This is a genomic window from Bacillus sp. UMB0728 (assembly GCF_002858875.1).
Lineage (GTDB): Bacteria > Bacillota > Bacilli > Bacillales > Cytobacillaceae > Bacillus_AB > Bacillus_AB infantis.
On record NZ_PKLA01000001.1, the window covers coordinates 797,710 to 821,399 of the forward strand.

The following is a 23,690-nucleotide window of genomic DNA, read 5'->3' on the forward strand; positions in this document are numbered from 1 at the left end:
TATTTTGGTTTTTCAGAGAAACCATTTTCTTACCTCCCCCCTGAATCAAAAAAACAATATTTCGAGGATCTTTATTTCAGCTGAAAGTCCGATGTTGCCGCGCACTTTTTAAATCGGCCTAGCACTAATCGAAAAAAATTTAATCAAATTGTAAATAAAATACTTTTTAAAGTAATAAAACAAGGGAATAAAATGAATAGATTACTACTCTACAAAATTTGAATTATCGGAGGGAATAACCATGAAAAAGTCGACAATGAACATGGCTGCAGGTATCCTGCTTTCTGCTGGCGGAGCTGCACTTGCCATTGCGGCAATGAAAAAGCGCAGCGGAGAATCCGCCAATACAAGAACCTTTTCATACACAATCAAAGACGGTGTCATAGAAGACACAAGCATGAGGAACAGTGAGAGGATTGACCAGATTGAAAGTGTGGATGCTGATAAAGTGGATGCCGAAAAAGGGCTCACCCAGTATGATTCTGCATTAAGGGCCGAATGGGTAGCCAACGGTTTCCCGCAAACGCGGATGGAAATTGAACTGGAGGAACAGGACATCTAATCTAACGAAGGCCTAAAAAGGACTTGCAGAGTCCTTTTTTTCTGCACTTAAGCTTTCTGTTCTCTTATTAAACTTTTATAACATAACATAAATACCAGCTTAATATTTCCCTATTAATATAGTAATCAGCGGGGGCAGCATGCGTGGCTGCCATAGCATTTGGCGAAGGAGGAGCCAGGTGCAGGGAGAATCCTTCAAAGGGGGCTGGAATTTATGTTTGAATTCATTGCAAGGCTGCTGATTCTTACGCCTGTTTTGATCCTGTTTCCTTAATGATGGCTGTCAAATACAGCTATTTTTCTGTCTCGTATTTTTCCTTCTTACAAATATTACATAAAAAATCCTCTATGATTTTTTTATAGCTTCCCGCCATATTCACCGGAAACTCATCTTGGCGGAAAAATTTAATATTGATCGATTCCTGGGGTCCATAATCATTTCATCGTCAAACTTTTCTGTATAATACGCAATTGTGACAGCGTAAAATTGATCTCCATTTTCTGCCGTCACAAAATAACTCTTGCCTGAATAGACATTAATCAACTAAAGAGAGCCGGCTATCAGCCCTGTTTCTTCCCATATTTCCCGCCTGCATGTTTCTTCTGCAGACTCCCCCAGTTCCATCAGTCCGCCAGGAAGGCCCCATGATCCTGCCGGAAACCTCCTTTGCTGAAGCAGCAGCTGTCCCCTCTTTTCAACCAATATCCCAACACTGCCTGTCAGGATACAGCCTGTGGCCAACAGCCTTCCTTAAATCTTCTATATAGCCCATTTCTGCACCACCCCTTTTAGGTTTTAGATTAAATAACTTTTGTAAAAAACTACCACAAAGGAGTTCCCCTCTATGATATAGTGAAAAAAAGAGAAGGAGACCCTTTTTATGAAAATAATCGATACGATTCCTTATTTTCTGCAAACAGAACATCTTTCTGTTGATTCCCTCAAGGAATACCACCTACAGTTTCCTGATATTTTTGCGCAGTATTTTCAGTATCACTGCAGGAATCATGAAGAACGCCTTCCTAGAAGCATTGAGCAGCTGCAGTCTCAAAAAAACCATATTCAAAAAGTGCAGGAAAACATAATTCCCATTATTCAGGTGACGGCCACTCGGTTCAAAAAAGCTTATGGAGTCGGGTTTCCAATTGAAGTCAGCCTAATTGCCGGCTTATACGGGTCAAATGCCTATAATTGGCGGCAAATCATCCCCAATATCACCTTTGCTCTGGAGCAGCTGACAGATGATAAAGAACATTTAAGAGCCATCGTTTCCCATGAATTCGGCCATGCTGCACAAAATATCCTCAGTGATCATGCTGGAATGGACTGGCGGACCGTTACATGGGACAGTCCCCTAATCTGGATTAACCAGGAAGGCGCCGCCATCCATTTTTCACGCAAAATCGCTCTAGGCCTTCCCTCTTCCGTCTATTTCAGCTTCAATAATCAAAGTGATGGCTGGTTATCCTTTGCCAAGTCCCATGCCAATGAGATCAAAAAGGAATTTTACGAAGATTTCCAAAAGCATCAGCCTGAAGATCTATATAGGGAATGGTTTTCCATCCGGGGCGGTCAAACATTCGGGAATAGCAGGTTAGGCTACTTTATTGGAGATTTATTTTTCCAAAGCCAGATTGAACGGCTAGGAGAAGAAAAAGCAATAATCGCCTGGTGTAAGACAGATTTCCCAGAGCAGGTGCAGATTTGGCTGGAGAGCAAAAAATCACTTCCAAGGTGGAAGTGATTTCATTGCTGCTATTTCAAGAATCTCAGCAGGTCACCGTTCACAACATCATCGGACATGCCAAGCTCTTTTCTGGCTGTTTCCAGATAAGGTTCACACTTGCTGATATCCGCTTCTTCCGCGGAGTCTACTTTCAAGCAGCTCCCGCTTTTATAAAGATAGTCTTCTGCAATGAAGCTTCCATCCCGGAATATGACTGGCTGATCGGGATTCCGGGCAAAAAGGTTTCGGCTGAAGCTGTAATGATCTTCGGGATTGATGCCGAGCAAATGAAGGAGCGTTGCTCTTATATCGATTTCGCCGCCTATTGTAGATATCATTTTTCCTTCCTGCCCCGGAATATGGATGATCAGCGGGATCTTTTGCAGCTTCATCCGGTTGACAAGCGAATCTTCCTGCTCTAAAAGCTCCAGTACACCATGTTCATATTTGTCGGAAATGCCGTAATGATCCCCGTACAGCACAAACATCGTATTGTCGTATTCCCCACTGTCTTTCATTTCCTGGAAGAATGTCTTGATCGCTTCATCCTGGTATCTCACTGTTGTGACATAACGATTAACGACCATCTCGCTAGTATCAGCCTCCGGAATCAGCCGGTCCTCTTCCTCAAGCAGGAATGGAAAGTGGTTCGTCAATGTGATGAACCGGGTATAATATGGCTTTTCAAGGCTCTTTAAGTGCGGAATTGACTGCTGGAAGAACGGTATGTCCTTGATTCCGTAGTTCACTGAATTTTCCTCTGTCACCTTATAATCGCCTTTAGAGAAGAAACGGTCATAACCTAGCGCCTTATACATTTCTTCCCTGTTCCAGAAAGAAGGCTCATTCCCATGGAGGATCGCTGCCTTAAAGCCTTTTTCATCTTTCAAAATATGCGGAAGGCTTTTGTACGTATTCTCGAATTTCCGGACAAAAGCCGAGCCGCTGGACAAGGGATATAATCCATTATCGACCATGAACTCAGAGTCAGAAGTTTTTCCCTGGGCGGTCTGGTCATAGAGATTATTGAAATAAAAGCTGTCCTCTGCCAGAGAATTAAGGAAAGGAGTGATTTCCTCACCCTTAACCTTTTGATTAAGGACAAAACCCTGAGTCGATTCCATGCTGATGAGGACAACATTCATTCCTTCGGCAGCGCCGAAATAATCTGATGGCTCCTCTGTCCTGCCGTTTACGTACTCTGCAGAAGCCTTGGCATCAGAGGCATCTGCAAATGCCTTTTGCAGGGGATATGATGCCGCTACGCCAATATCATATAAATGATACGGATACAGTCCAATATTTTTGACAAGCTGCGGGCGATTGTATGATTCTGTGAAAAGATGAGGAGCATTTACAAGCCCGATCACCCCAGTGATGAGGAAAAGGGCAATGCAGGCGGCACCATACTGCCATGCCGTTTTTCCTGTCACTGTCATTTTTGTCAGCTTCTTTTTCCTGATTAAAAGAAAATATAATAGCAAATCTATGAACAGCAGCAGATCCCAGGGACTGATCAGTTCCAGGGTGCTCGGTCCGAGGCCGCCGACGTTTTTGAATTGGAAGAGAATCGGCACCGTGACGAAATCGGTATAAAAACGGTAATATAAAAGATCGGAATAAAGGATGCCAGTCAAGACCAGCATCAGCAGCCATATTCCAGCAGGCTTCACTTTCCTTTTCCAAAATAGGCCGCCCCCGATCAATAGCATCAGCAGCCCCAAGGGTGAAATCGTGATCAGCATTACTTCAAGAAGGCTTGCAGCATGCAGATTAAAGCCGATGAAAGATACCACAGCTGTTTTGAGCCACATAAAGAGGACGGCTATCCATACCGGCGTCAAGTTCTTAAACTGTTTCATATTTATACCGTTTTTCGTTCTGTATTTCAAAAGCCTGTTCAAGGATGTTCAATGCCTCTGCTGCTTCTTGTTCGGCTATGCTTCCCATGAAAGCTGCCTGAATCCAATTCCTTTTCAGCAGATATTCACTTTCATAGCTGATCAGCACCCCTTTACTTTTGCAGTAATCACCTATTTTTCTGCTTGATTTAGTTTCCGGTACGAGTATTGTAATGATGCCCGGGGAGTAGCTCTCATCTCCAAGAACTTTCCACCCGTTCGCCTTCAACCTTTCCCTTGCCTGCTTTCCAATCCTTGATGTTTTTTCATAATCGGTGAGACCGCAAGCTTTGTTAAGCGCCCTGACGAGATTGGAAGAATGGGTATAGGGGATGCTTTCATGGTCCTGAAACATTTTCAGGTCCAAATATCTTGGTATATGACTGCCACCAAGTATTTTCTCCCTGTGAAAAACAATCGCCAGACCAGGATAGGATCCGAATCCTTTGCCGCTGACCGATGATGCCAGATAGATTCCCTTCAGATCAACCGGCACAACACCTGCCGAGCTGCAGGCATCCACACATAGCTCAATCCCCCGGCGTCTGCATAGCTCCTTGAGAGAATCTAAATCATATAAATAGCCTGTCGAAGTTTCACAGTGGACAGTCCAAATCCAGCTGATAGAAGGATTATCATTGATTGCCTGTTCAATTTCATTTAAATCGACCGGCTCATTCCATTCTTTTTCTATAGACTGGAAGGATAGCCCCTGCCTTTTTGCATGGTCGACCAGCCGGACGCCAAATTCCCCATTTGCAAGAATCAGCCCTTTTCCCGGAAAGCAGGAAAGCTGTGCAGCAACAAGGTCATTGGAAAGGGTCCCTGTACCTACTACGACTTCTGCATGAACTGCCCCTGTCATATGGCATAGACTGCGGCGGAGTTCATGAAGTTCTCTTTTAAACTCTTCGCTTCGGTGGGAAATGGCAGGATCTGAGAACGCCTTTTCAGCCTCCGGATGGATCGAAACTGGACCTGGCAGCAATGAAATCCTCTTAGTCGGCTCTGTCTTTTTCGCCATCAGGCGTATAAAAGCTTTTGTCGAGCGTTCAAAATTTTCTTTCGTTAAATACATTGGCTGAAATCGAGCACCCTCTTCCCCTGTCAAAGGGCCGAAAGGGATGAAGCCAATCCTCCGATACAGCTTCAGCTGCCGGACCGTACCGGAAATAAGGGCCATCGTGTACCCTTTCTCTAAGCAGAACTGTACAAGCTTTTCGCACAAGTGGTAAAAGACACGGCTGCTTCTGTAGGCTTTCTTGATTGATAATAGACGGACCTCGCAAGCTGTTCCCTTTACGGGGAGGCAGTCATCAAGTGACTCAAGCTTATAATCAAGAGAAAAAGGCCTTTTGGCACGAATGGCAATCATGCCAACGACTTCCTCTCCCTTTTTGGCAATCATATATGTATTTTCCTGATGAAATTTATCAATCAATTCATTTTCATCATTTTTGCTGTGCTGCGGAATTTCCTCTACAAATGTTTGATAATTAAGCTGATGGATTTGTTCAAACTCGCTCTGTTCACTGGCAAGCTTATACGTTAAACTTTCCACAGTTAACCTCCTATGTAAGACATGATGATCCGGTTTAACTAGCTGAGCAGATAGGTTACGATAATTAGATTATAGACTACCTCGTAATACTATATATAATTTAACGAATAAAAAGAGTAAAAAGTTTCATTTTCTAACATATTTCTTCTTTTAGCCTTTCTATTAATATTGCAAACCGCGTAATAAAAAAAGAACCCGCTGTAAATCTGGGTTCACGATCTTGCTTAAGGCGGCAATCTATTTTTTCCCGCCTCCGTTGTTCAGATAATTCGGCCTATACCGGTCATCATCCCTGGCAGAATACACAAAGCTTATCCCCATTGCAAATGTACCGAACATAAAGCCAAATATATACCCGGCAGAATGGAATCCAGATACAAAGCTGACAATCGCCGCAGCAAGCAGAACCAGCAGAATAGACAAGAAAACCTTTCCCATTCTCAGCCCCTCCTTTTCCTTAATATACCATATCATATTTTTCAACAAACTTCCTGTTTAAAGTGCCTTTAAGTGACCCGATTCATTATAGTACTCAACAAGCCACTCTTTTTCTTTGTATTTAAGGCTGCAGAAGCAGGCATTTTCAAGCTTCGTTCTGCCAGAACCTATCACGCCTGAAGAAAGCAGTGACAGCAGGGCATTTATGGATGCTCCATGCGAAACAAGGATCACTCTTTTTCCGTGGTAATGCATGCTGATTTTATCCAGCCCTTCCTTAAGCCGGGTGTTTTGGGCCTCTCTGCTTTCCATTTCCGGATAATCCCTGTCTGGAAAAAGAGCGTGCCTCTCTTCAGCTGTAAGACCTTCGGCTCTGCCAAAACATCTTTCAATGAATTCATCCATTATCACCAAAGGCTTCTTAAGCTTTCCGTTGATGATTTCAGCAGTCTGCCTGGCCCTTAAAAGGGGACTTGAAATGATAATATCCCAATTTTCATTGGCGAGATGATCCCTGCATGCTGCTGCCTGGCGGACACCCATCTCGTTTAACTCAATATCAGTCCTTCCCTGGATTTTGCCTTCAGCATTCCAGTCAGTCTGGCCATGGCGTACAAGGCAGATTTCAGTCATGTTCACTGTCTCCTGCTATTGAAGAGCACCTGTTTTGAGCGAGTCTCTTCCCCATAATAACGTAGGCAGTTCCTGTCTGGTCAGGTAAAAAGGATTCCTTTACTGCTGTCCACCCAAGTGAGCGATACAATTGCCGGGCGGCAAAGTTATCATATTGTGTTGTGAGGATAGCTGTCTTATTTGATACTTTCTCCAGAAGGTTTTGTTCAAGAAGGCGGCCGATCCCCTGCTTTCTGCTCTCCGGATGCACGGCCAACTCCACCAGTTCAAAACAATCCTCCAGCCAGGTTAGTTTCTCTTTTTCCGAAAGCTCCCTTTCAATCAGTCCCCTGTAGTATTGACCTTCCTGTGAGTTGTAGCCATATGCGAACCCTGCCAATCTGGCTTCACCATCAAAAGCCATATACCCCTGGAAGCCACCATAGCTTCCATGCCGTTTCAGTCTATTAAAGAAAGAATCATCCTCTTTATTCCAGACCAGGTTATATAGGTTTGCAGCTTCGACCAGGTTTCCTTCTTTGTTTTCCATTTTCTTCAGATAAAATTTCTGCTTATTAACATTCATGACTAATCCTCCCTCCCATCATAAAAGCAGACACCCATGCCAGCATCCTAATTTTTCGAAAAATATTCCATAGGCTCACTGCAATGTTTATAACCGTTCCTTCTATAAAACTCGATCCCTTCCTCACTCGGCCAGACGATGACGAATTCATAATGGTTTTCTTCAATCCACTCATTAATGGCCGTGATCAGCCTGCTTCCAATTCCTTTTCCGCGGTATCCTGGCACAGTATAGACATTGGTCATATAGGCGAAAGGATATGTAATTCGTCCAGGCCTTGGCACCTTTTGGATTCTTTCCATGTATATATGTGATATTATTTTTCCCTGATCTTCCGCAATCCAGATATACCATTGACCTCCTCCAACAGCTTCCTCCAGAAATGTTCTGCATTCTTTCTGAAATTCTGGATAATCTTTTTCTGAAAAATTCCCCTCCTCATAATCTTCGAGCGTAAAGTCCCACCTCATTCTAATTAGCTGATCTATATCCTTTTTTTCTGCAAGCCTTATTTGCATTTTATTGCCTCCATATTTTCATTGAGTACTGCTTCTTCGTCCTGCAGTGTTTTTCCTATATTTTAAAAAATACAATGAATATTGGCAATTTTATGCTAAAATGAATTCCATTCAAAAATATTTTATATAAAAAGGAGGCAAAAAAATGATCCATTTTTTCAACTATAACTGGCAGGTCAGGGATGAGTGGTTCCGATGGTGTGAGCAGCTGGAAGAGGATGAACTGGATAAGAAGCGGACGGGCGGAGCCGGGAGCATACTTCATACACTGCTCCACATATCCGACGTAGAGTACAGCTGGATCCGTGCTATCCAAGGTCTGGGCGATACAATCGTTGATTTTGAAGAATATCGCAGTCTGACTGAGGCCAAGCAGCTCTCCGACTCTTTCCGGAATAATATCATAAGCTATTTTGCCAAAGGTCTGATAGAAGCGCCTGATTTTATCGTTTCCGTTCCATGGGATGATGACATTTTTAGCAAAAACGAAATCCTCCATCACATCATTGCACATGAGATCCATCATATTGGCCAGCTATCTGTTTGGGCACGTGAACTGGGACTTGCGCCGGTCAGTGCGAATTTTTTAGGCAGGGACCAGAAAACTGCCAGTTTCATAGAACCTGCCAAATAACCATGACCTCTCTTTTTTACGTTTTAAAAAGAGAAAGGGTTTCTTTTTCAGAAAAATATTTTCATATTTATCGTTCCTCATCAATTCTGTGTCTGAAAGCAAATAAACGCCCCTGCAGGCGTTTATCACTCTCGGCTGGATCGCTCGTCATTTTCACTGATCATGTTTCTGACATCCTCAATCATACTGTTGAAGGTTTGGTCTACTGTGTCCAAAAGGGTGTTTTGACTTCTTTCCGCCGGCACGCCTGATTGTTTCTCTTGTTTGTGCATGGATATCACCTCCCAACCTTAGGATGTGTCAAAAAAAGGACCATAATGCACGGAAAAAAATCAGGATGCCAAACTTGGTTCATTGAAATAATAGGCAATTGCCAGCATCATTATAGGCAATCTATGTATGGCCTCTAAAAGAATATTTCAGATCCTGACTTGATTAAGCCTCCGCATTCTCACCGCGTCACTACCAGCTTCCTTTGTTTTCTATAGTGATTAACTATCATTCTCTGCTGGACATACCCTGCCCTGCTGGCGTATACTAGGCATATTTATGCAAGAAATAGCAGATTGCTGGAAAGAAAGGTTTGAGATCATGCTTCAAAATCCAACAGGAAGAGAAAGGCTTGCCCTGGCTTTTCTCCTTAGTTCATTAGGAATCTTAGGGCCGTTCAATATCGATATGTACTTACCGAGCTTTCCGGATATCGGCAGAGACCTGGATGCCTCTGCTTCCCTTGTACAGCTCAGCTTGACCGCCTGTCTGATGGGGCTCGCTGCCGGCCAGATGATCGTCGGGCCCATCAGTGATGCACAAGGCAGGAGGAAACCGCTTCTGATAGGGATTTCCCTCTTTAGCATTGCCTCTTTATTCTGTGCGCTTGCCCCAAATATCACTACTTTTGTAGCTGCCCGTTTTTTTCAGGGGCTAACCGCTTCAGCGGGCATTGTCCTGTCGCGGGCAGTCGTGAGGGACGTGTTCAGCGGTACAGAGCTGACGAAGTTTTTCTCCTTATTAATGGTGATAAATGCTACCGCTCCGATGATTGCGCCTATGACTGGCGGCGCACTCCTTTTACTGCCATTCGCCAGCTGGCATACCATTTTTTACTTTTTATGTGCGCTTGGACTGGCTATCGTTACAATCATTTCAATTCGCCTGCCTGAGACGCTTCCTGCTGAAAAACGCATTCCCAGCAGCCTGGGAGGCACAGTCAAGGCCATGGGCGGCCTGTTTAAGGACCGCTCTTTCATCGGATATGCCCTGATTGTCGGTTTTGTGCATGGAGGAAGCTTTGCCTATGTTTCCGGTACACCATTTGTTTACCAGGGAATATACGGCGTCTCTCCCCAGGTATTCAGCATTCTGTTCGGAATCAATGGGATTGCCATCATCACCGGGAGTTTTCTGATCGGCCGCCTCGCCGGCATTGTTCAGGAAAGGACCCTGCTTCGGACAGCCGTCTGCATCGCTGTGAGCGCGACTGCATTATTGCTCACTATGACCATCATTAAAGGGCCGCTGTTTATGCTGGTCATCCCTATCTTCATTTATATGGCGTCCATGGGTATGGTCCTTACCAGCTCCTTTACGCTGGCATTGAAAAATCAGGGGCACCGCGCAGGGAGCGCGAGCGCCGTCATTGGCATGATGCCGCTCCTCTTGGGCAGCCTCGTTTCCCCTCTTGTCGGGATCAATGAAGCATCCGCCGTACCGATGGGTAGCATTTTATTCACCACTTCCTTCATCGGCTTCATTCTTTTCTTTACATTGACGAAAGAAAAACAGTCCAATTTAAAGCTTAATCCGGAGGGGTGAATCCCCTCCTTTTTTTATAAGTGATGCCCCGCCGCAAGAACTGCGAAGAAGATGGACATGATGAAAGCTGCAAGCCAGTCATGGTAGTAAGCTTTGCTATCCCGATCGGTCAGCCAGAGTTCTAATCCCCGATTAAAGTTGAGTAATACGAAAAACCCGATGATGGGAGCGATTCGTACGGTAAGCGGAAAATAACCTTCATTTAGTACGAAAAAATGGATATAAAGAAAAATCACAAAAAAACCCGCTTCAGCCAGCTGGAAACCCCTTTTCCTTTCTTTAGATAAAATACCCTTCGATTTGATGGGGATGTTAAGATACCTCTTAAAATAAATTTGGCTGATGAGGAGATTTACGATAAGGAATATTGCCAAAATAAAGATATTAATCATTACCGGGCTCCCTTCTAAGGAAAATCTCTTCGAATGATTATTATTATGAAATAAAAAAGCTTAAGTTGCACATAAATACAATCGCTTGTACAAATAATTCTGCATAAATTTTCCTTTTTTCTACATAAAAAGGATATGATTCTGCATAAAAAAGAACGGATTCTACATAAATTTGCTGTTATTCTACAAATAATACATATTTTTACATAAAATAAGAAAACACACCTTAGCATGCCACATACCCGTCTGTACGGCCCGCAGGAATATATTCATGTTGAACTGCAGATGACTATGTTAAAAGATTTTTCTGAAGGGTGATGTAAATGGATTTGAATTGGATATGGAAATCGATATTGATCGTATTGGCAGGCACCCTGCTGCTCAGGATCGCCGGCAGAAAATCAATATCCCAAATGACACTTGCCCAGACTGTAATCATGATTGGAATAGGCTCTTTATTGATACAGCCGCTCGCCGGAAAAAACATTTGGACAACAATCATTGTGGGAGCCATTCTTGTAGTAACCCTGGTTGTCATGGAGCTTTTACAGGTAAAGTTTGATAAAGTCGAGAAATTCATTACCGGAAGAGCAAAAGTATTGATCAACAATGGGAATCTTGATGAGAAAGGCCTAAAAAAGGTAAGATTGACGGTTGACCAGCTGGAGATGAAACTCAGGCAGAACAATGTTTCCAGCCTGCAGGATGTAAAATGGGCAACTTTGGAGCCTAACGGGCAAATTGGATTCGAGCTGAAGGAAGAAGCAAAGCCGGCACTGAATAAGGATATCCATATGCTTCAGCAGCAGATGAACCAAATACTCATGCTCCTGAAGGGGAATGCAGCACCTATGCCTGCCAATGACTCAGCGAAGCAGGATCTATTTGCCGAAGTGGCGAGAAAATCCCATACTACAGAGCCGCCAAAGCATCTCCAGTAGATGGCGGCTAAAAATAGGCTTTTAGTTGTTCTATCACCTGTTTTTATCGTCTTTTTTGCAGGCTTATGTATTTTTTATCTTTTTAAAGACGATTCCTCCCGCTGGCAGGTAGCTCTCGGAGGAATCATTGTAAGCGCACTTCCCTTATTACTGATCTTATTAAAAAAACCGTTCCCGACCGCCCTGGTCTTCGGCTATTTTTTATTCGTATTCTGCTCCATCTATCTGGGGTCGATCAAGAGCTTCTATCTCAAATCTGCCTGGTGGGATAGCACGCTTCACCTTTATAAAGGAATCTTTGTGGGCATAGCTGCCGTCTTTATCTTTAAGATATTTTCCGGGGGAAAAGGAAATTCCCGCTCACTTTTATTCGTATTCAGCTTTTCCTTGTCTGCTGCAGCCAGCGTCCTCTGGGAAATATATGAGTTTGCCGGCGACCAGCTTGTCACGGAAACGATGCAGCGCGGCGGCAATAAAGATACCATGATAGATCTCATTGCCGGCACTTCAGGTGCATTACTGGCTGGCATATACAATATCTTGAGGTTCAGGAAACTATAACGGCCGGCTCCTAAAGGAACCGGCCGAAATTTCAGCTTTTTAGTATATCTTCGATTCTGTTAAGCTCTTCAGCAGTAAATTCCAGATTATTCAGCGCAGCGACATTTTCTTCAATCTGTGACACCCTGCTCGCACCGATCAAAGCAGATGTTACTCTCCCACCGCGAAGGACCCAAGCAAGGGACATCTGTGCAAGGCTCTGTCCGCGTTCGGAGGCGAGTTCATGCAGCTTCCTGACTTTTTCAATTGTCTGCTCTGTTACCTGGTCCCCTTGAAGCGCACCGGTCTTGCTGGCAGCCCTGCTGTCCTCGGGAATTCCGTTGATATACTTTTTCGTCAAAAGCCCCTGAGCGAGCGGACAGAAGGCAATCGATCCCACACCATTCTCCTCCAGAACATCCTGGAGGCCGTCCTCAATCCAGCGGTTCAGCATAGAGTAGCTTGGCTGGTGGATGACGAGCGGCGTCCCGAGCCTGTTCATGATTTTCACTGCTTCTTCTGTCTGTTCTGCGGAATAGCTGCTAATACCGACATATAAAGCTTTCCCCTGCCTTACAATAGAGTCCAAAGCACCCATTGTTTCCTCTAAAGGTGTATCCGGGTCAGGGCGGTGAGAGTAGAAAATATCCACATAATCCAGCCCCATCCGCTTTAGGCTTTGATCTAGGCTTGAGATGAGGTACTTTCTGCTTCCCCACTCCCCATATGGCCCAGGCCACATATAATAGCCAGCCTTCGATGAAATGATCATTTCATCTCTGTAAGGAGCAAAGTCGGATTTCATCATCCTGCCGAACATTTCTTCAGCCGAGCCTGCTGGAGGACCGTAGTTATTGGCCAGGTCGAAATGAGTGATGCCAAGGTCAAATGCACGCCTGAGCATCTGCCTCCCATTTTCATATGTATCTGTTCCGCCGAAATTATGCCACAACCCAAGGGAAATGGCCGGGAGCTGGAGTCCTGAGTGTCCGCTCCGATTATATTTCATAGAATTATAGCGTTTTTCCTCTGCAAGGTACACCATCTATCTTCCTCCTTTAAGCAATACTGGCAGTTCATTACCATATTAAACGCTTTCACAGCGTTTCACAAAAAAGCTGCCCGTGCCGACATTTTTAAAATGAAAAAATAAAGATTAGCCGGAAACTAATCTTTATCTTATATCCAACACTTTATCTTTCGCTTTCTGGCACTGTAAAAAGTGGTACAGCGCACCAATCAGATTGGAGTCGTTTCCAAACCTGCACACCTCTGCTTTTACATCAAGTGAATGGATATCCGATTTCATGCTTGATAGAACTCGATTGATCCTGCCGCAAAAATCATGGCGGCCTGATATCGCACCGCCGATAAGGATCTTTTCAGGATCGATGATATAGTGAAGATTCAGAATGCCTACGGCAAGGCGTTTGAAGAAGCGCTCTATTTCTTCCTGGATTTCTTTGTCTCCACCCTCTGCCATCTCAAACACTTTCCGGCCGTCAAGGGTATCAGGATCCATTCCTTTTCTTGCTGCTGCAATATTGACAAGTGCCCCAGTGGCACCAAGATCGCTCCAGCTTCTTCCTAAAGGCTTATCTAAATAATCCTCCATGATCATATAACCGAACTCTCCGCCATGGAAGCTCGCTCCATGCCTGACTTTTTTGTCCAGTACAATGGCCCCGCCGATCCCCGTCCCGATGACGATGCAGATATAATCCTGGACATCCTTTGCAGCACCGATCCAGCCTTCTGCAAGGCCGGCACAGTTTGCGTCATTTTCCAGCTCTGCCGGAAGCCCTGTCCTTTTCTCCACCAGCTCCCGGATATTGGGGCCATGAACATAAGGGACGGCGCTTGCGCCATGAATAGTACCGCTTACTACATCGACAGCCCCAGGCATGCTCATCGCAATTCCTTCAACAGGGCTGATAAACCTGATTTCCTCGACAGCTTTTCCGATCGCTTCAATAAATGCTTCTATACCTTCCTTTGGAGTCGGGATTGATGACTTTTTTATAATGCTGCCCGATTCATCCATCAAGGCATATTTAATGGATGAGCCCCCTACATCAAATGCTGCATAATTTCGCAATGCTTCTACCCCCATATATCCTTCCGCCAAAGGATCATTTTCCTTCTATTACAGATGTGTTCCGCAGGATTCCCTGATAATCAGCTCAGAATCAATCAGGGCAGGCCTCGGCTGGGATTTGCCGTTGATGAGATCGTTCAGCATATAAGCCGACAGTTTCCCGAATTTCTCTTTATCCTGTTTCACAGTCGACAGCTTGGGATCGCTGTAGCGGCAGGCGGCAATATCATCGCAGCCAATCACCCTGATATCTTCTGGAACAGTAAGACCCGCTTCCTTAATGGCCCTTAGGGCTCCGAGCGCCATTAAATCGGAGGCTGCAAAAACAGCTTCAGGCTTCCTTTTCCCCTCAAGGATCCTTTTCATGCACTCATAGCCGCTGTCTTCATGATAATCTCCGTATTGAATCCAGTCTTCCCTGATTTCCAGGCCGAACTGGTTCATAGCCTCAAGGAAACCCTTCTTCCGCAAATTGGAAATGACAGATCCCTTCATTCCTCCGATGAAACCAACATCCCTGACAGAATTGAGGTAAAGATGCTCAATGACCTTTCGGGAAAGATTCACGTTATCAGTCATGACAAAGGCTGATTTCGGGCCGGACAGTTCAATGTCAATTCCGATGCATGGAAAATCGGCCTTAGCGAGCTCATGTACCGCTTCCTCCACTTCTTCTCCCGCAATAACGAGACAGCCATCCACATTGAAATGTCTGCATCTTGCCATATAGCTGCCATTGTCCTGCCGGAAGTTTTCGTTGGAGAACATGAGGATATCATAGCCCAGCAAGCCGATATTCTTTTTAAAAGAAGAAATGACTTCGTTGAAATAAGGGTGGGTCATGTCAACATTGATCTTGCCGGCATAAATCAGGCCAATAAGATTGGATTTTTTTGTGGCAAGCGACCGTGCTGAAAAATTTGGTTCATAATCCATCTCAAGGATAACATCCATAACCTTTTTCTTTGTTCTTTCGCTGATGCCTCCGTAATTATTAATGACCTTTGAAACGGTTGCGGCAGAGACGCCCGCAATTTCCGCAATATTCTTTATCGTTAGGCTCATGAGAATCCCTTCTGCTTCCAAAATATGTTCTATATTACTAGATTACTAGCTGTTTCCTTACGTTTCAATCTCCAGACAAGAAAGCTCCGATTATTTTACAGAGCCTTCAGTAATGCTGGAAATGAAAAGCTTGTTAAACATCAGGAATATGACCAATAGGGGCACCGTAGCCCAGAATACACCTGACATGATCATCCCAAAATCAATATTATGTGTGTTGCTGAGATTAGCGAGCGCTACCTGGATGGTATACATCTCCGGATCCCTGAGCACCGTGAACTGCCAGAGGAACTCGCCCCATACTGCAGTAAACACAATGATTCCAAGAGTTGCAAATGCAGGCAGGATGATCGGCAGGACAATGCTTCTGTATATCCTGAAGTTTGAACAGCCATCCAGCTTGGCAGCTTCTATTAATTCATCCGGCACAGCTTCGTTCACATATTGCCTCATAAGGAATATCCCTAGAGGATTCAGGAAGAACAGGAGCATCACCCCGGGAAGCGTATCCAGAAGTCCAGCTTTGGAAATCAGGAAATACTGGGGGATCAGGCCGAGCTGCGGCGGAATAATCATTGTCACCAGGATTGAGATGAAAAGAATATTCTTCCCCGGAAACTTGAATTTAGCAAATGCGAAACCGGCCAGGGAACTGATGGCCAGAACCACGAGCGTAACCACCACACAGATGATAAAGGAATTCCACATTGCGTTGAAAAAATCAATATTGCTCAGTACTTTCTTGAAATTGTCCACCAGAAGATTCCCAGGTGTCAAAGTAGGGGGAATCGTATTATATGCAGAGCTTGGACTTGTCGCCATTACAAACATCCAGTAAAAAGGGAAAAGGGAGACTAAAGACGCAATGCCAAGAAATAGGTATATCGGCAGATTCCCTTTTCTGGGTTTCTTTTTGGCAGTGTTCATGCTCATTTCGTCGCCCTCCTTTTGCCACGCCCATATCCGGATGTCAGCATAGTATTGATGGTTGCGAAAGCAGCGATGATGACAAGCAGAATGATGGCTGTTGCAGATGCTGTACCAAATGATTGAAGCTTGAACGCATCCCGGTACAAATACATAACAATCGTCATTGCTTCATCCCTCGAAAATGCCCCGGCACCGAGGAATACAGTAGGCTCAGAGAACAGCTGGAGCGCACCGACAGTTGAGAAGAATACAGTCAGGAGTATGAAAGGCTTCAGCAGCGGAAGTGTAATGTAAAATAGCTGCTGCGTTTTGCTTGCTCCATCGATTGTTGCCGCCTCGTACAAGTCGTTCGGAATACTTTGGATCCCCGCCAGGAAAATGATTGTATTATAGCCGACCCATCTCCAGAAAACCATAATGGAAATCGCGATTTTTGTTCCCCATTCGGAAGCTCCCCAGTTGACCGGATCAAAGCCGAAAAGGCCCAATACATAGTTGGCCAGCGAGGTTTCATGATTGCTGAAGAGGACGCTGAAGATCAGGGCCACTGCCACCATGGAGGTGATGTAAGGCATAAAAATCGTTACCCGGAAGAAATTTTTAAACCGGATGAACGTGAGATTGAGCAGAAAGGCCAGGATGATTCCGACAATCAGCTGGGGTGCAGTTCCTAAAAGCCCCATCACAATCGTATTGTAAACCGATTTCCAAAAAAGCGGATCTTCCAGTACTATCTTGAAGTTATTCAGGCCGGCAAACGTCATTGGGCTCAGCCCGTTCCATTTCTGAAAAGCCAGGTACAAGCTGAATAGGGCCGGATAGAGGCCGATGATGGCAAAAATGAAAAAAAAAGGTGCTATATATAAATAGCCGGATATCATATCTTTCTTTGATTCAGACAGACGCTTCTTAGTTCCAGTCGTGCGGGCTGTACTCGCCTTGCTTTCTTTGGCAGCTGTTTGCATGTTTCCGCCTCTTTTCTATGCATAAATCAGGAAATGGCACAAGGCCATTTCCCCTTTAATACCTTATCTTCCTAATAAGTCTTTTGCCCGTTTGATGGCAGCTTTCCATTCTTTTTCAGGATCTTTGCCGTTCTGGACATTCTTCAGGGCATTTACAACCTCCTGATGAACCGGGAAGTATTTCTCGCCTTTAAATACAGCACCTTCGATATCCTGGGCAGCATTTGCAAATACTGTCGAAGTTACCTGGCCGCCGAAGAATTCATCTTCATTGGATTTGAAGTCATCCATGTCATAAACAGATGGTGCAGATGGGAAGAGGCCTTTGCTCTGGAAAGATTCAAGCTGCTGTTCAGGCGCAACAAGCCACTCGATGAAGTCATAAGCCGCCTGTGCATTTTTGGTTTCCTTCGGTACAGCTATATAAGAACCGCCCCAGTTTGCAGCGAATTCCTTCGGCAGTGTGGCTACTCTCCACTTGCCTACTGCATCCGGCGCATTGCCTTCCATCCAGCCCTTCAGCCAGCCAGCTCCAAGCTCTGCTGCAAATTCGCCTTTATTGACTGCGTTGGACCATTCTGGAGACCACATGTCATACTTTCCAACAATGCCTAATTCATTGAGCTTAACCGCATAATCATAAGCTTCCTTGACGGCATTTCCATCTTCTTCAAGAAGAAGCTCTCCATCAGGATTCAGATAAGTACTTTCTGCTGCATCCAAATATGCACGGTAGGCCATTTCGATGCTGTCGACAAATGGCTTTCCTGTCTTTTCCTTCAATTGCAGGCCAGCTTCCTGGAAAGCCTCTGGCGAATTGATGAGTGACTCAACCTCGGCAGGCTCAGTCGGAAGACCGGCTTCCTCGAATAGGTCAACACGATAATACAAGGCCTTTGGTCCGATATCGGTCGGCATGCCGAACAGGAAGTCTCCATCCGCATTCTCCCCGCCCTTCCATTTCCAATCCAGATACTGGTCCTGGACATCCTTGGCACCTAAATCATATAAATTCTCAAATCGGTCCTGGGCAGCCTTGAACCGGTCAAACTGGTCAATTTCCAGCATAGCGATGTCTGGCGCCCCGCTGCCGGCTGATAAGGCAGTAAATAAGGCATCATGGTGATCTGCGGTCTCTGATGATTTTACTTTGATTTTGACATTCGGATTTTCTTCTGTATATTTCTTTGCAAGCTCCTCATAATTGGTTGCTCCGAAAGTCCAGAAGCTCAATGTTACGTCGCCGCCGCCATCTGATCCTCCGGATGAAGTTTCCTCGCCGCTGCATGCTGCAAGCGATAACGCAAGAACTGATGATGCTCCGAATGCCGCTATTTTTTTTAGGCTATTCCATTTCAAGTGAATCTCCCCCATTATTGTTAAGTAATTTGAACCATCCTTTTGAGAACCTGCCTAATTCTGCCTTCAGCCACCCCCTGCAAAAGAATTCCAGAACCTGTTTAACTTTAATAAGTATGGAAACCGGTTTCCGTTTCCTGTGGAAACCGCTTTCATTTGTTATTATAAGAGCCTGTATTTCAGAAATCAACTATATTTTAGAAAATTTAGTTAATTATTTTTCAGAAAATTAGACTAATATAATGATATTTACTTAAAATATTGTTGAATCACTCTATTATTCTGTCGTAATCAGGTGTTTACCCTCTAAATAGAAACCGCTTTCCGAAATAAAAAGAGAGCATGACGCCCTCTTTTTATAAGTTGGCCTATAATGTTTCTCCATTGCTTTTTATTACTTCGCTATACCAATAAAAACTCTTCTTTTTAGTTCTTTTAAGGTCATGCTCCCCTTCTTCATGCTGATTGACATATACAAACCCATAACGTTTCTGGAATCCATTCAGCCAGCTCAGCAGGTCAGTAAATGACCAGACGCAATAGCCAAGCAGCTCCACTCCATCGGAAATGGCTTCCTGCATGGACTGGATATGAGAGCGGATAAAGGCAATCCGGTACTCATCATTCACCGTGCCATCTTCTTCAAGCTTGTCGAACTCTCCCAGTCCATTCTCACTGATTAATACAGGAAGCTGGTATCTGCTTGTGATCCGGCGGAGTGCTACACGCAGCCCTTGCGGGTCAATTGTCCAGTCCCAGTTCGTTTTTTCCAGGGACGGGTTGTCAGCCGTTCTATATAAGCCAGGAATACCTGAGGCTTTAGTGGTCCCTTTTTTGCCGGTAGTATTCATTTCACCTTCTGCTGTGCCGCCTTCCAGCGGATTCGCTTCAAATGTTGCTGTCTGATAATAATTCAGTCCCATAAAGTCAGGCTTACCTGCCTGCAAAAGCTCCCAGTCCCCCGCTTCCACTACAGGGGCGAGCCCTTCATTCTCTAAATAGTTCCAGGCTGCTTTCGGGTACTTGCCCCATGCATAGACATCCATCCACCAGTGGCTGTTCAGCTCTTCTGCGTTTTCACTGGCAATGATATCCTTTGGTTCAGGAGAACGCGGGTAAGAAGGCGTGTACGCAAAGCTGGGTCCAATTTTCCCTTCCGGCACAAGATTACGGAATGCTTTTATAACACTGGCATTGGCCAGGTTGGCATGGTGATTCACCTGGTAAAAAAGCTTGTCATCCTTGATTCCAGGCGGATGCATGGCATTACGGTAGCCAAACATCGTGAAAATATTCTGCTCATTCAGGCTGACCCAATATTTGACCCTATCGCCAAAACGCCTGAACAGCTCTGTACTGTATGCCGTGAAGTCTTCAATGATCTGCCGGGATTCCCAGCCGCCGTATTCCTCCTGCAGTGCCTGCGGCAGATCCCAGTGATAAAGAGTAACGATGGGTTCAATATCATGTTTGATCAGCTCATTAATCAGAGAATCATAAAATTCAATGCCCTTTTCATTCACTTTTCCCTTTCCTTCAGGAAAGATTCTCGTCCAGGCAACTGAAAAACGGTATGCCTTCAATCCCATTTGAGCCATCAGCTGCACATCTTCTTTAAAGTGCCGGTAATGGCCAACAGCCACATCGCCAGTCGTCCCTTTAAATGTCTTGCCGGGAATCCGGACAAATTCATCCCAATTGGAAAGACCTTTGCCATCTTCATTCCAGGCACCTTCTACCTGATAGGCCGCAGAAGCAGCCCCCCAAAGGAAATTCTGCGGAAAAGCCTTCAATACTCTATGTATCATTTTAACTGCCCCTTTCTTTTTATTGAAACCGGTTTCCTAAAATAGTATAACAAATTCTGATAAAACAATATATTCAGAAATATAATCCCGCATACTTTTTTATAAAAAAGAACCGCTTAGGGCGGCTCTAAATAGTCGTGCTATGTAAAATATCATCTGTTTCTCTGCTTGTATACTCTTTTTTCAGGAGACCATATACTTTATGGTCTACATAATGATCATAGAGCCATTCTGCATCCCGTATTATGCCTTCTTCCGTGAACCCGTGCCGTTTTGGCAATGCCCGGCTTTTCATATTGCCGGCAGCAGCCCTTACTTCAATCCGGTTCAGGCCTGCTTCTGAGAATCCATATTCTATAAGTGCTGAAAAAGCTCTGTTCATGATTCCTTTTCCCTGATACTTCTCACCAAGCCAGTAGCCTATTACGCCGATTTTGTGAATCCGGCTGATTTCATTGAAACCAATTGTGCCGGCAATCTTCCCCTTGTAAATGATGGCAGCAGCCTGGGGATGATTTCCATTCTTCTCGTACGCACTGAGAGAAGATTGAATAAAACCGGCTGAATCTTCTGCTGTCTTGGTATAATCCAGCCAGCCCAGCCATTCTTTTAAATATTCCTTTGACTCGATTGTCAGATTAAAAAGTTCTTCTGCATCCTCCGGCTGATAAAGCCTAAGTGAAATTTCAGGATCCAAATCCAAATGAAACATAAATACTCCCCCTAGAGTTTTCACTATTTTACCATAATTCCCCTTACTATATATAGAATTACCAAGAAAAAGGCTGACCATAAACATGGCCAGCACCTGTTAAGTAATCATTATTATTTATTTTACTTTGCTCTTATACCATTCTGCCGCAGCCTCTGCCTCCTGAGATGTCAGCTGATGCCCATAATTCTCCCAGTGCAGCTCAACATCAGCATTGGCATCCTCCAGAAGAGATGTGAGTTCTTCTGATTCTGCAGATGGGCAGATCGGATCGTTTTTACCGGCGGCAATGAAGACGGAGGTACCTGTCAGGTCAGGCAGCTCAACACCCCTTCTTGGCACCATCGGATGGTGGAGGATCGCACCTTTTAAGGCATCTTTATAGTGGAATAATAAACTGGCAGCTATATTGGCGCCATTCGAATAACCGACCGCAAAGATATTGCCGCGGTCAAACTCATATTTGGCGGCTGCCTCATCCAGGAATTCATTCAGTTCATTCGTGCGGAACACAAGATCTTCTTCATCAAAAACCCCTTCTGACAATCTCTTGAAGAAACGCGGCATCCCATTTTCCAGTACATTACCCCTTACACTCAGAACAGAGGCTTCTTCATCTATGATTACTGACAGTGGAATCAAATCCCTCTCATTTCCCCCGGTTCCGTGCAGGAGCAAAAGAGTCGGTTTATCCGGATTCGCACCCTTTCGAAAAATATGTTCCATTCCAATCACCTTCCAAAAATTGATTAATTGTATTGTCTATCTCTGATTTCCCCTATTTCTAGGATATTTAACCTTCCAGTCTTTATCTTTAATTCGAGATAATTTTAAAATGCTTCTCTGATAATGTCAACAGCGAGGTATTCTCCAGAAATTTCATTTGTTAAAATCATCCACTTCTGTGCCTGGTACCATGTTATAATTCCCTATATATTGCTCAAAGGAAGTGTACGTTTTGTCTGCTCAATTAACTGAATCAAACAACCCATACAAAGACCTTTCTTCTGATTGCGGAAGCTGCTTCGGCCTTTGCTGCGTGGCTCTCCCGTTTGCAAAGACTGCGGATTTTGCCATAGATAAAAGCAGCGGTGCTCCTTGTCCGAATCTGCAGGATAACTTCCTCTGCAGGACGCATGAAACACTAAGAGATAGAGGATTTAAAGGCTGCACGGTATATGAGTGTTTCGGAGCCGGGCAAAAAGTCTCGCAGCTCACTTATGCAGGCAAAGACTGGCGGAAAAATCCTGACTTGGCAAACGAGATGTTCGAGGTATTCCCTATCATGCAGCAGCTCCATGAAATGCTGCTGTATCTGACAGAGGCACACAGCCTGCAGGAAACACATTCCATTATTGATGAACTGCAATCTGCCATCGATACAATTGATGCGCTGACACTGCTGGAGGCTAAGTCCATTACAAACCTTGATGTTAATGCGCATAGAAGCATGGTCAGTGAATTGCTGAACAAAAGCAGTGAACTATATAGGAAAAATGTCCCTCATAACAGGTCCCCTAAGTTATTATCCAAATTGAAAAGAGGCAGAGATTTTATAGGTGCCTCTGTAAAAGGGGAAGATCTCAGAGGGGCCAGCCTGCGAGGGGCGCTTCTGATAGCAGGAAATCTGCAGAATGCCGATTTGCGTAAATGCGATTTGCTTGGGGCTGATTTAAGGGATGCCAATATTTGCGGAGCAGACCTGAGGGGCTGCCTGTTTTTGACACAGGCACAAGTAAATGCTTCTATTGGAAACCTTTCGACTAGGCTGCCACCTGCCCTTAAAATACCTGCCCATTGGAACAGGTGATTTTTTACACGAATAGCAAACTGGAAAAATACAGATTTAGTTTACATAATACTATTATTTTAAAAAAAGAAAGGGAAATTCTTTCTTTGTGAATTTCCCTATTGCCTGTATTCTGCATTATATGAATTTTCGCCGGAATGGACTGACAGCAGAGTATCGGCATAGCCTACAAGACGATTGACAATCTCATCACAGACAGCATATACATACTTGTGCCTTTCTGCCCTGTAAAGTGCCGGGTCATCCCAAATAATCGTTGTATTAATATTATAATCCTTTGTATCGTATATATTATAATGGATGATTGCCTTCCCTGCTGCCCCGCCTGTCTGCGGATCCTGGTATCCCGGCAGGAATAAATACCATTCCTCAGCAGTAGGCGACCGGAAATTTTTAGTGAATGATAATCCTGCTATTGCTTCGCTGACTTCCTTCTTAGTCTCTTCATCCATTGCTTCAAACAAATTATTGCTCAACCAGATCCTTCCTTCTGTGAACAAGTGTTTACTTACACGGTTTGTGTGCCTTACGGATGCAAGAACGGCAAAAACCCATTTCATCTTCGAATGGAAACCAGGACTCGCAGCTTAAGCATCTTTTATATATCACCCGGTCAATCAGCAGATCATAGCCATAATAGGTTTTCAGCTTTTCAATCCTCATGAATTCAGCCTCCCTGCTTGAGCATATGGGCAATATATGCAGGGAGGCGCAGCC

General features: G+C 44.5%; 25 protein-coding genes and 1 pseudogene. 7 read left to right on the forward strand and 19 right to left on the reverse strand.

Annotated elements, in window-relative coordinates:
* Positions 1–241: 241 nt before the first annotated feature.
* Positions 242–562 carry a hypothetical protein gene (locus CYJ37_RS04085; RefSeq protein WP_101548038.1) on the forward strand — a complete coding sequence of 107 codons (321 nt, stop codon included), beginning with the start codon at positions 242–244 and terminating at the stop codon, positions 560–562.
* Positions 563–854: 292 nt separating this feature from the next.
* On the opposite strand, the pseudogene CYJ37_RS04090 reads toward CYJ37_RS04085, so the two are convergent.
* Positions 855–1,334: pseudogene (locus CYJ37_RS04090) on the reverse strand (NUDIX hydrolase).
* Positions 1,335–1,442: 108 nt separating this feature from the next.
* Between CYJ37_RS04090 and CYJ37_RS04095 the strand changes: the two are divergent.
* Positions 1,443–2,306 carry a hypothetical protein gene (locus tag CYJ37_RS04095; RefSeq protein ID WP_101548039.1) on the forward strand — a complete coding sequence of 288 codons (864 nt, stop codon included), beginning with the start codon at positions 1,443–1,445 and terminating at the stop codon, positions 2,304–2,306.
* A gap of 11 nt (positions 2,307–2,317) precedes the next feature.
* Here CYJ37_RS04095 and CYJ37_RS04100 read toward each other — a convergent pair whose 3' ends face one another.
* The 6 genes from CYJ37_RS04100 to CYJ37_RS04125 form a co-directional block, all read right to left on the reverse strand.
* Complete coding sequence (locus tag CYJ37_RS04100; protein ID WP_101548040.1) at positions 2,318–4,150, reverse strand: LTA synthase family protein; 1,833 nt, start codon at positions 4,148–4,150, stop codon at positions 2,318–2,320.
* Positions 4,137–5,750 (reverse strand): aminotransferase class V-fold PLP-dependent enzyme, encoded by a 1,614-nt coding sequence (locus CYJ37_RS04105; RefSeq protein ID WP_101548041.1) that lies wholly within the window; start codon positions 5,748–5,750, stop codon positions 4,137–4,139. Before CYJ37_RS04105 ends, CYJ37_RS04100 begins: the two co-directional genes overlap by 14 nt.
* A 237-nt stretch (positions 5,751–5,987) precedes the next feature.
* Complete coding sequence (locus tag CYJ37_RS04110) at positions 5,988–6,188, reverse strand: hypothetical protein (RefSeq protein ID WP_101548043.1); 201 nt, start codon at positions 6,186–6,188, stop codon at positions 5,988–5,990.
* Between the two features lie 57 nt (positions 6,189–6,245).
* Positions 6,246–6,821, reverse strand: coding sequence for a histidine phosphatase family protein (locus CYJ37_RS04115; RefSeq protein WP_101548045.1), 576 nt, complete (start codon positions 6,819–6,821; stop codon positions 6,246–6,248).
* Complete coding sequence (locus tag CYJ37_RS04120) at positions 6,814–7,386, reverse strand: GNAT family N-acetyltransferase (protein ID WP_257964163.1); 573 nt, start codon at positions 7,384–7,386, stop codon at positions 6,814–6,816. The genes CYJ37_RS04115 and CYJ37_RS04120 overlap by 8 nt, the downstream gene beginning before the upstream one ends.
* Positions 7,387–7,433: 47 nt before the next feature.
* On the reverse strand, positions 7,434–7,904 hold the full coding sequence (locus CYJ37_RS04125; RefSeq protein WP_101548047.1) for a GNAT family N-acetyltransferase: 471 nt from the start codon (positions 7,902–7,904) through the stop codon (positions 7,434–7,436).
* A 145-nt stretch (positions 7,905–8,049) separates the two neighbouring features.
* Between CYJ37_RS04125 and CYJ37_RS04130 the strand changes: the two genes are divergently transcribed.
* The gene (locus CYJ37_RS04130; RefSeq protein ID WP_101548049.1) at positions 8,050–8,538 is read left to right on the forward strand and encodes a DinB family protein; all 489 of its coding nucleotides are present in this window, start codon (positions 8,050–8,052) and stop codon (positions 8,536–8,538) included.
* Between the two features lie 125 nt (positions 8,539–8,663).
* On the opposite strand, the gene CYJ37_RS27035 is transcribed toward CYJ37_RS04130, so the two are convergent.
* The gene (locus tag CYJ37_RS27035) at positions 8,664–8,810 is read right to left on the reverse strand and encodes a hypothetical protein (protein ID WP_180827241.1); all 147 of its coding nucleotides are present in this window, start codon (positions 8,808–8,810) and stop codon (positions 8,664–8,666) included.
* Positions 8,811–9,129: 319 nt separating this feature from the next.
* Here CYJ37_RS27035 and CYJ37_RS04135 point away from each other — a divergent pair, with 319 nt between their 5' ends.
* Positions 9,130–10,353, forward strand: coding sequence for a Bcr/CflA family efflux MFS transporter (locus CYJ37_RS04135; protein ID WP_101548433.1), 1,224 nt, complete (start codon positions 9,130–9,132; stop codon positions 10,351–10,353).
* Between the two features lie 14 nt (positions 10,354–10,367).
* Here the strand turns inward: CYJ37_RS04135 and CYJ37_RS04140 are convergent, their stop codons facing one another.
* The gene (locus CYJ37_RS04140; protein WP_101548051.1) at positions 10,368–10,745 is read right to left on the reverse strand and encodes a DUF4181 domain-containing protein; all 378 of its coding nucleotides are present in this window, start codon (positions 10,743–10,745) and stop codon (positions 10,368–10,370) included.
* Between the two features lie 323 nt (positions 10,746–11,068).
* Here CYJ37_RS04140 and CYJ37_RS04145 point away from each other — a divergent pair, with 323 nt between their 5' ends.
* Both CYJ37_RS04145 and CYJ37_RS04150 read left to right on the forward strand, forming a co-directional pair.
* Complete coding sequence (locus tag CYJ37_RS04145; protein WP_101548053.1) at positions 11,069–11,686, forward strand: DUF421 domain-containing protein; 618 nt, start codon at positions 11,069–11,071, stop codon at positions 11,684–11,686.
* The gene (locus CYJ37_RS04150) at positions 11,687–12,247 is read left to right on the forward strand and encodes a membrane-spanning protein (protein ID WP_101548055.1); all 561 of its coding nucleotides are present in this window, start codon (positions 11,687–11,689) and stop codon (positions 12,245–12,247) included.
* 31 nt (positions 12,248–12,278) lie between these two features.
* On the opposite strand, the gene mgrA is transcribed toward CYJ37_RS04150, so the two are convergent.
* From mgrA to CYJ37_RS04195, 9 genes are all read right to left on the reverse strand, one after another.
* Positions 12,279–13,271 (reverse strand): L-glyceraldehyde 3-phosphate reductase, encoded by a 993-nt coding sequence (gene mgrA / locus CYJ37_RS04155; protein WP_101548057.1) that lies wholly within the window; start codon positions 13,269–13,271, stop codon positions 12,279–12,281.
* 129 nt (positions 13,272–13,400) lie between these two features.
* A complete protein-coding gene (locus tag CYJ37_RS04160; RefSeq protein ID WP_257964164.1) occupies positions 13,401–14,354 on the reverse strand; it encodes an ROK family protein in 954 nt (317 codons plus the stop codon).
* Between the two features lie 18 nt (positions 14,355–14,372).
* Positions 14,373–15,389: a LacI family DNA-binding transcriptional regulator gene (locus CYJ37_RS04165; protein ID WP_101548059.1), complete on the reverse strand. Its 1,017-nt coding sequence runs from the start codon at positions 15,387–15,389 to the stop codon at positions 14,373–14,375.
* Between the two features lie 90 nt (positions 15,390–15,479).
* Complete coding sequence (locus CYJ37_RS04170) at positions 15,480–16,322, reverse strand: carbohydrate ABC transporter permease (RefSeq protein WP_374703140.1); 843 nt, start codon at positions 16,320–16,322, stop codon at positions 15,480–15,482.
* Entirely contained in the window at positions 16,319–17,284 is a 966-nt protein-coding gene (locus tag CYJ37_RS04175) for a carbohydrate ABC transporter permease (protein ID WP_101548061.1), read from the reverse strand. The genes CYJ37_RS04170 and CYJ37_RS04175 overlap by 4 nt, the downstream gene beginning before the upstream one ends.
* Before the next feature lie 63 nt (positions 17,285–17,347).
* Complete coding sequence (locus CYJ37_RS04180) at positions 17,348–18,658, reverse strand: ABC transporter substrate-binding protein (RefSeq protein ID WP_101548063.1); 1,311 nt, start codon at positions 18,656–18,658, stop codon at positions 17,348–17,350.
* A gap of 353 nt (positions 18,659–19,011) precedes the next feature.
* Positions 19,012–20,451: a glycoside hydrolase family 1 protein gene (locus CYJ37_RS04185; protein ID WP_101548065.1), complete on the reverse strand. Its 1,440-nt coding sequence runs from the start codon at positions 20,449–20,451 to the stop codon at positions 19,012–19,014.
* Between the two features lie 127 nt (positions 20,452–20,578).
* Positions 20,579–21,163 carry a GNAT family N-acetyltransferase gene (locus CYJ37_RS04190; protein ID WP_101548067.1) on the reverse strand — a complete coding sequence of 195 codons (585 nt, stop codon included), beginning with the start codon at positions 21,161–21,163 and terminating at the stop codon, positions 20,579–20,581.
* Positions 21,164–21,280: 117 nt separating this feature from the next.
* Positions 21,281–21,889 (reverse strand): alpha/beta hydrolase, encoded by a 609-nt coding sequence (locus tag CYJ37_RS04195; protein WP_101548068.1) that lies wholly within the window; start codon positions 21,887–21,889, stop codon positions 21,281–21,283.
* Positions 21,890–22,121: 232 nt separating this feature from the next.
* On the opposite strand from CYJ37_RS04195, the gene CYJ37_RS04200 reads away from it, so the two are divergent.
* On the forward strand, positions 22,122–22,973 hold the full coding sequence (locus CYJ37_RS04200; RefSeq protein ID WP_101548070.1) for a pentapeptide repeat-containing protein: 852 nt from the start codon (positions 22,122–22,124) through the stop codon (positions 22,971–22,973).
* 98 nt (positions 22,974–23,071) lie between these two features.
* Here CYJ37_RS04200 and CYJ37_RS04205 read toward each other — a convergent pair whose 3' ends face one another.
* On the reverse strand, positions 23,072–23,425 hold the full coding sequence (locus CYJ37_RS04205; protein WP_101548439.1) for a hypothetical protein: 354 nt from the start codon (positions 23,423–23,425) through the stop codon (positions 23,072–23,074).
* Positions 23,426–23,690 lie beyond the last annotated feature (265 nt).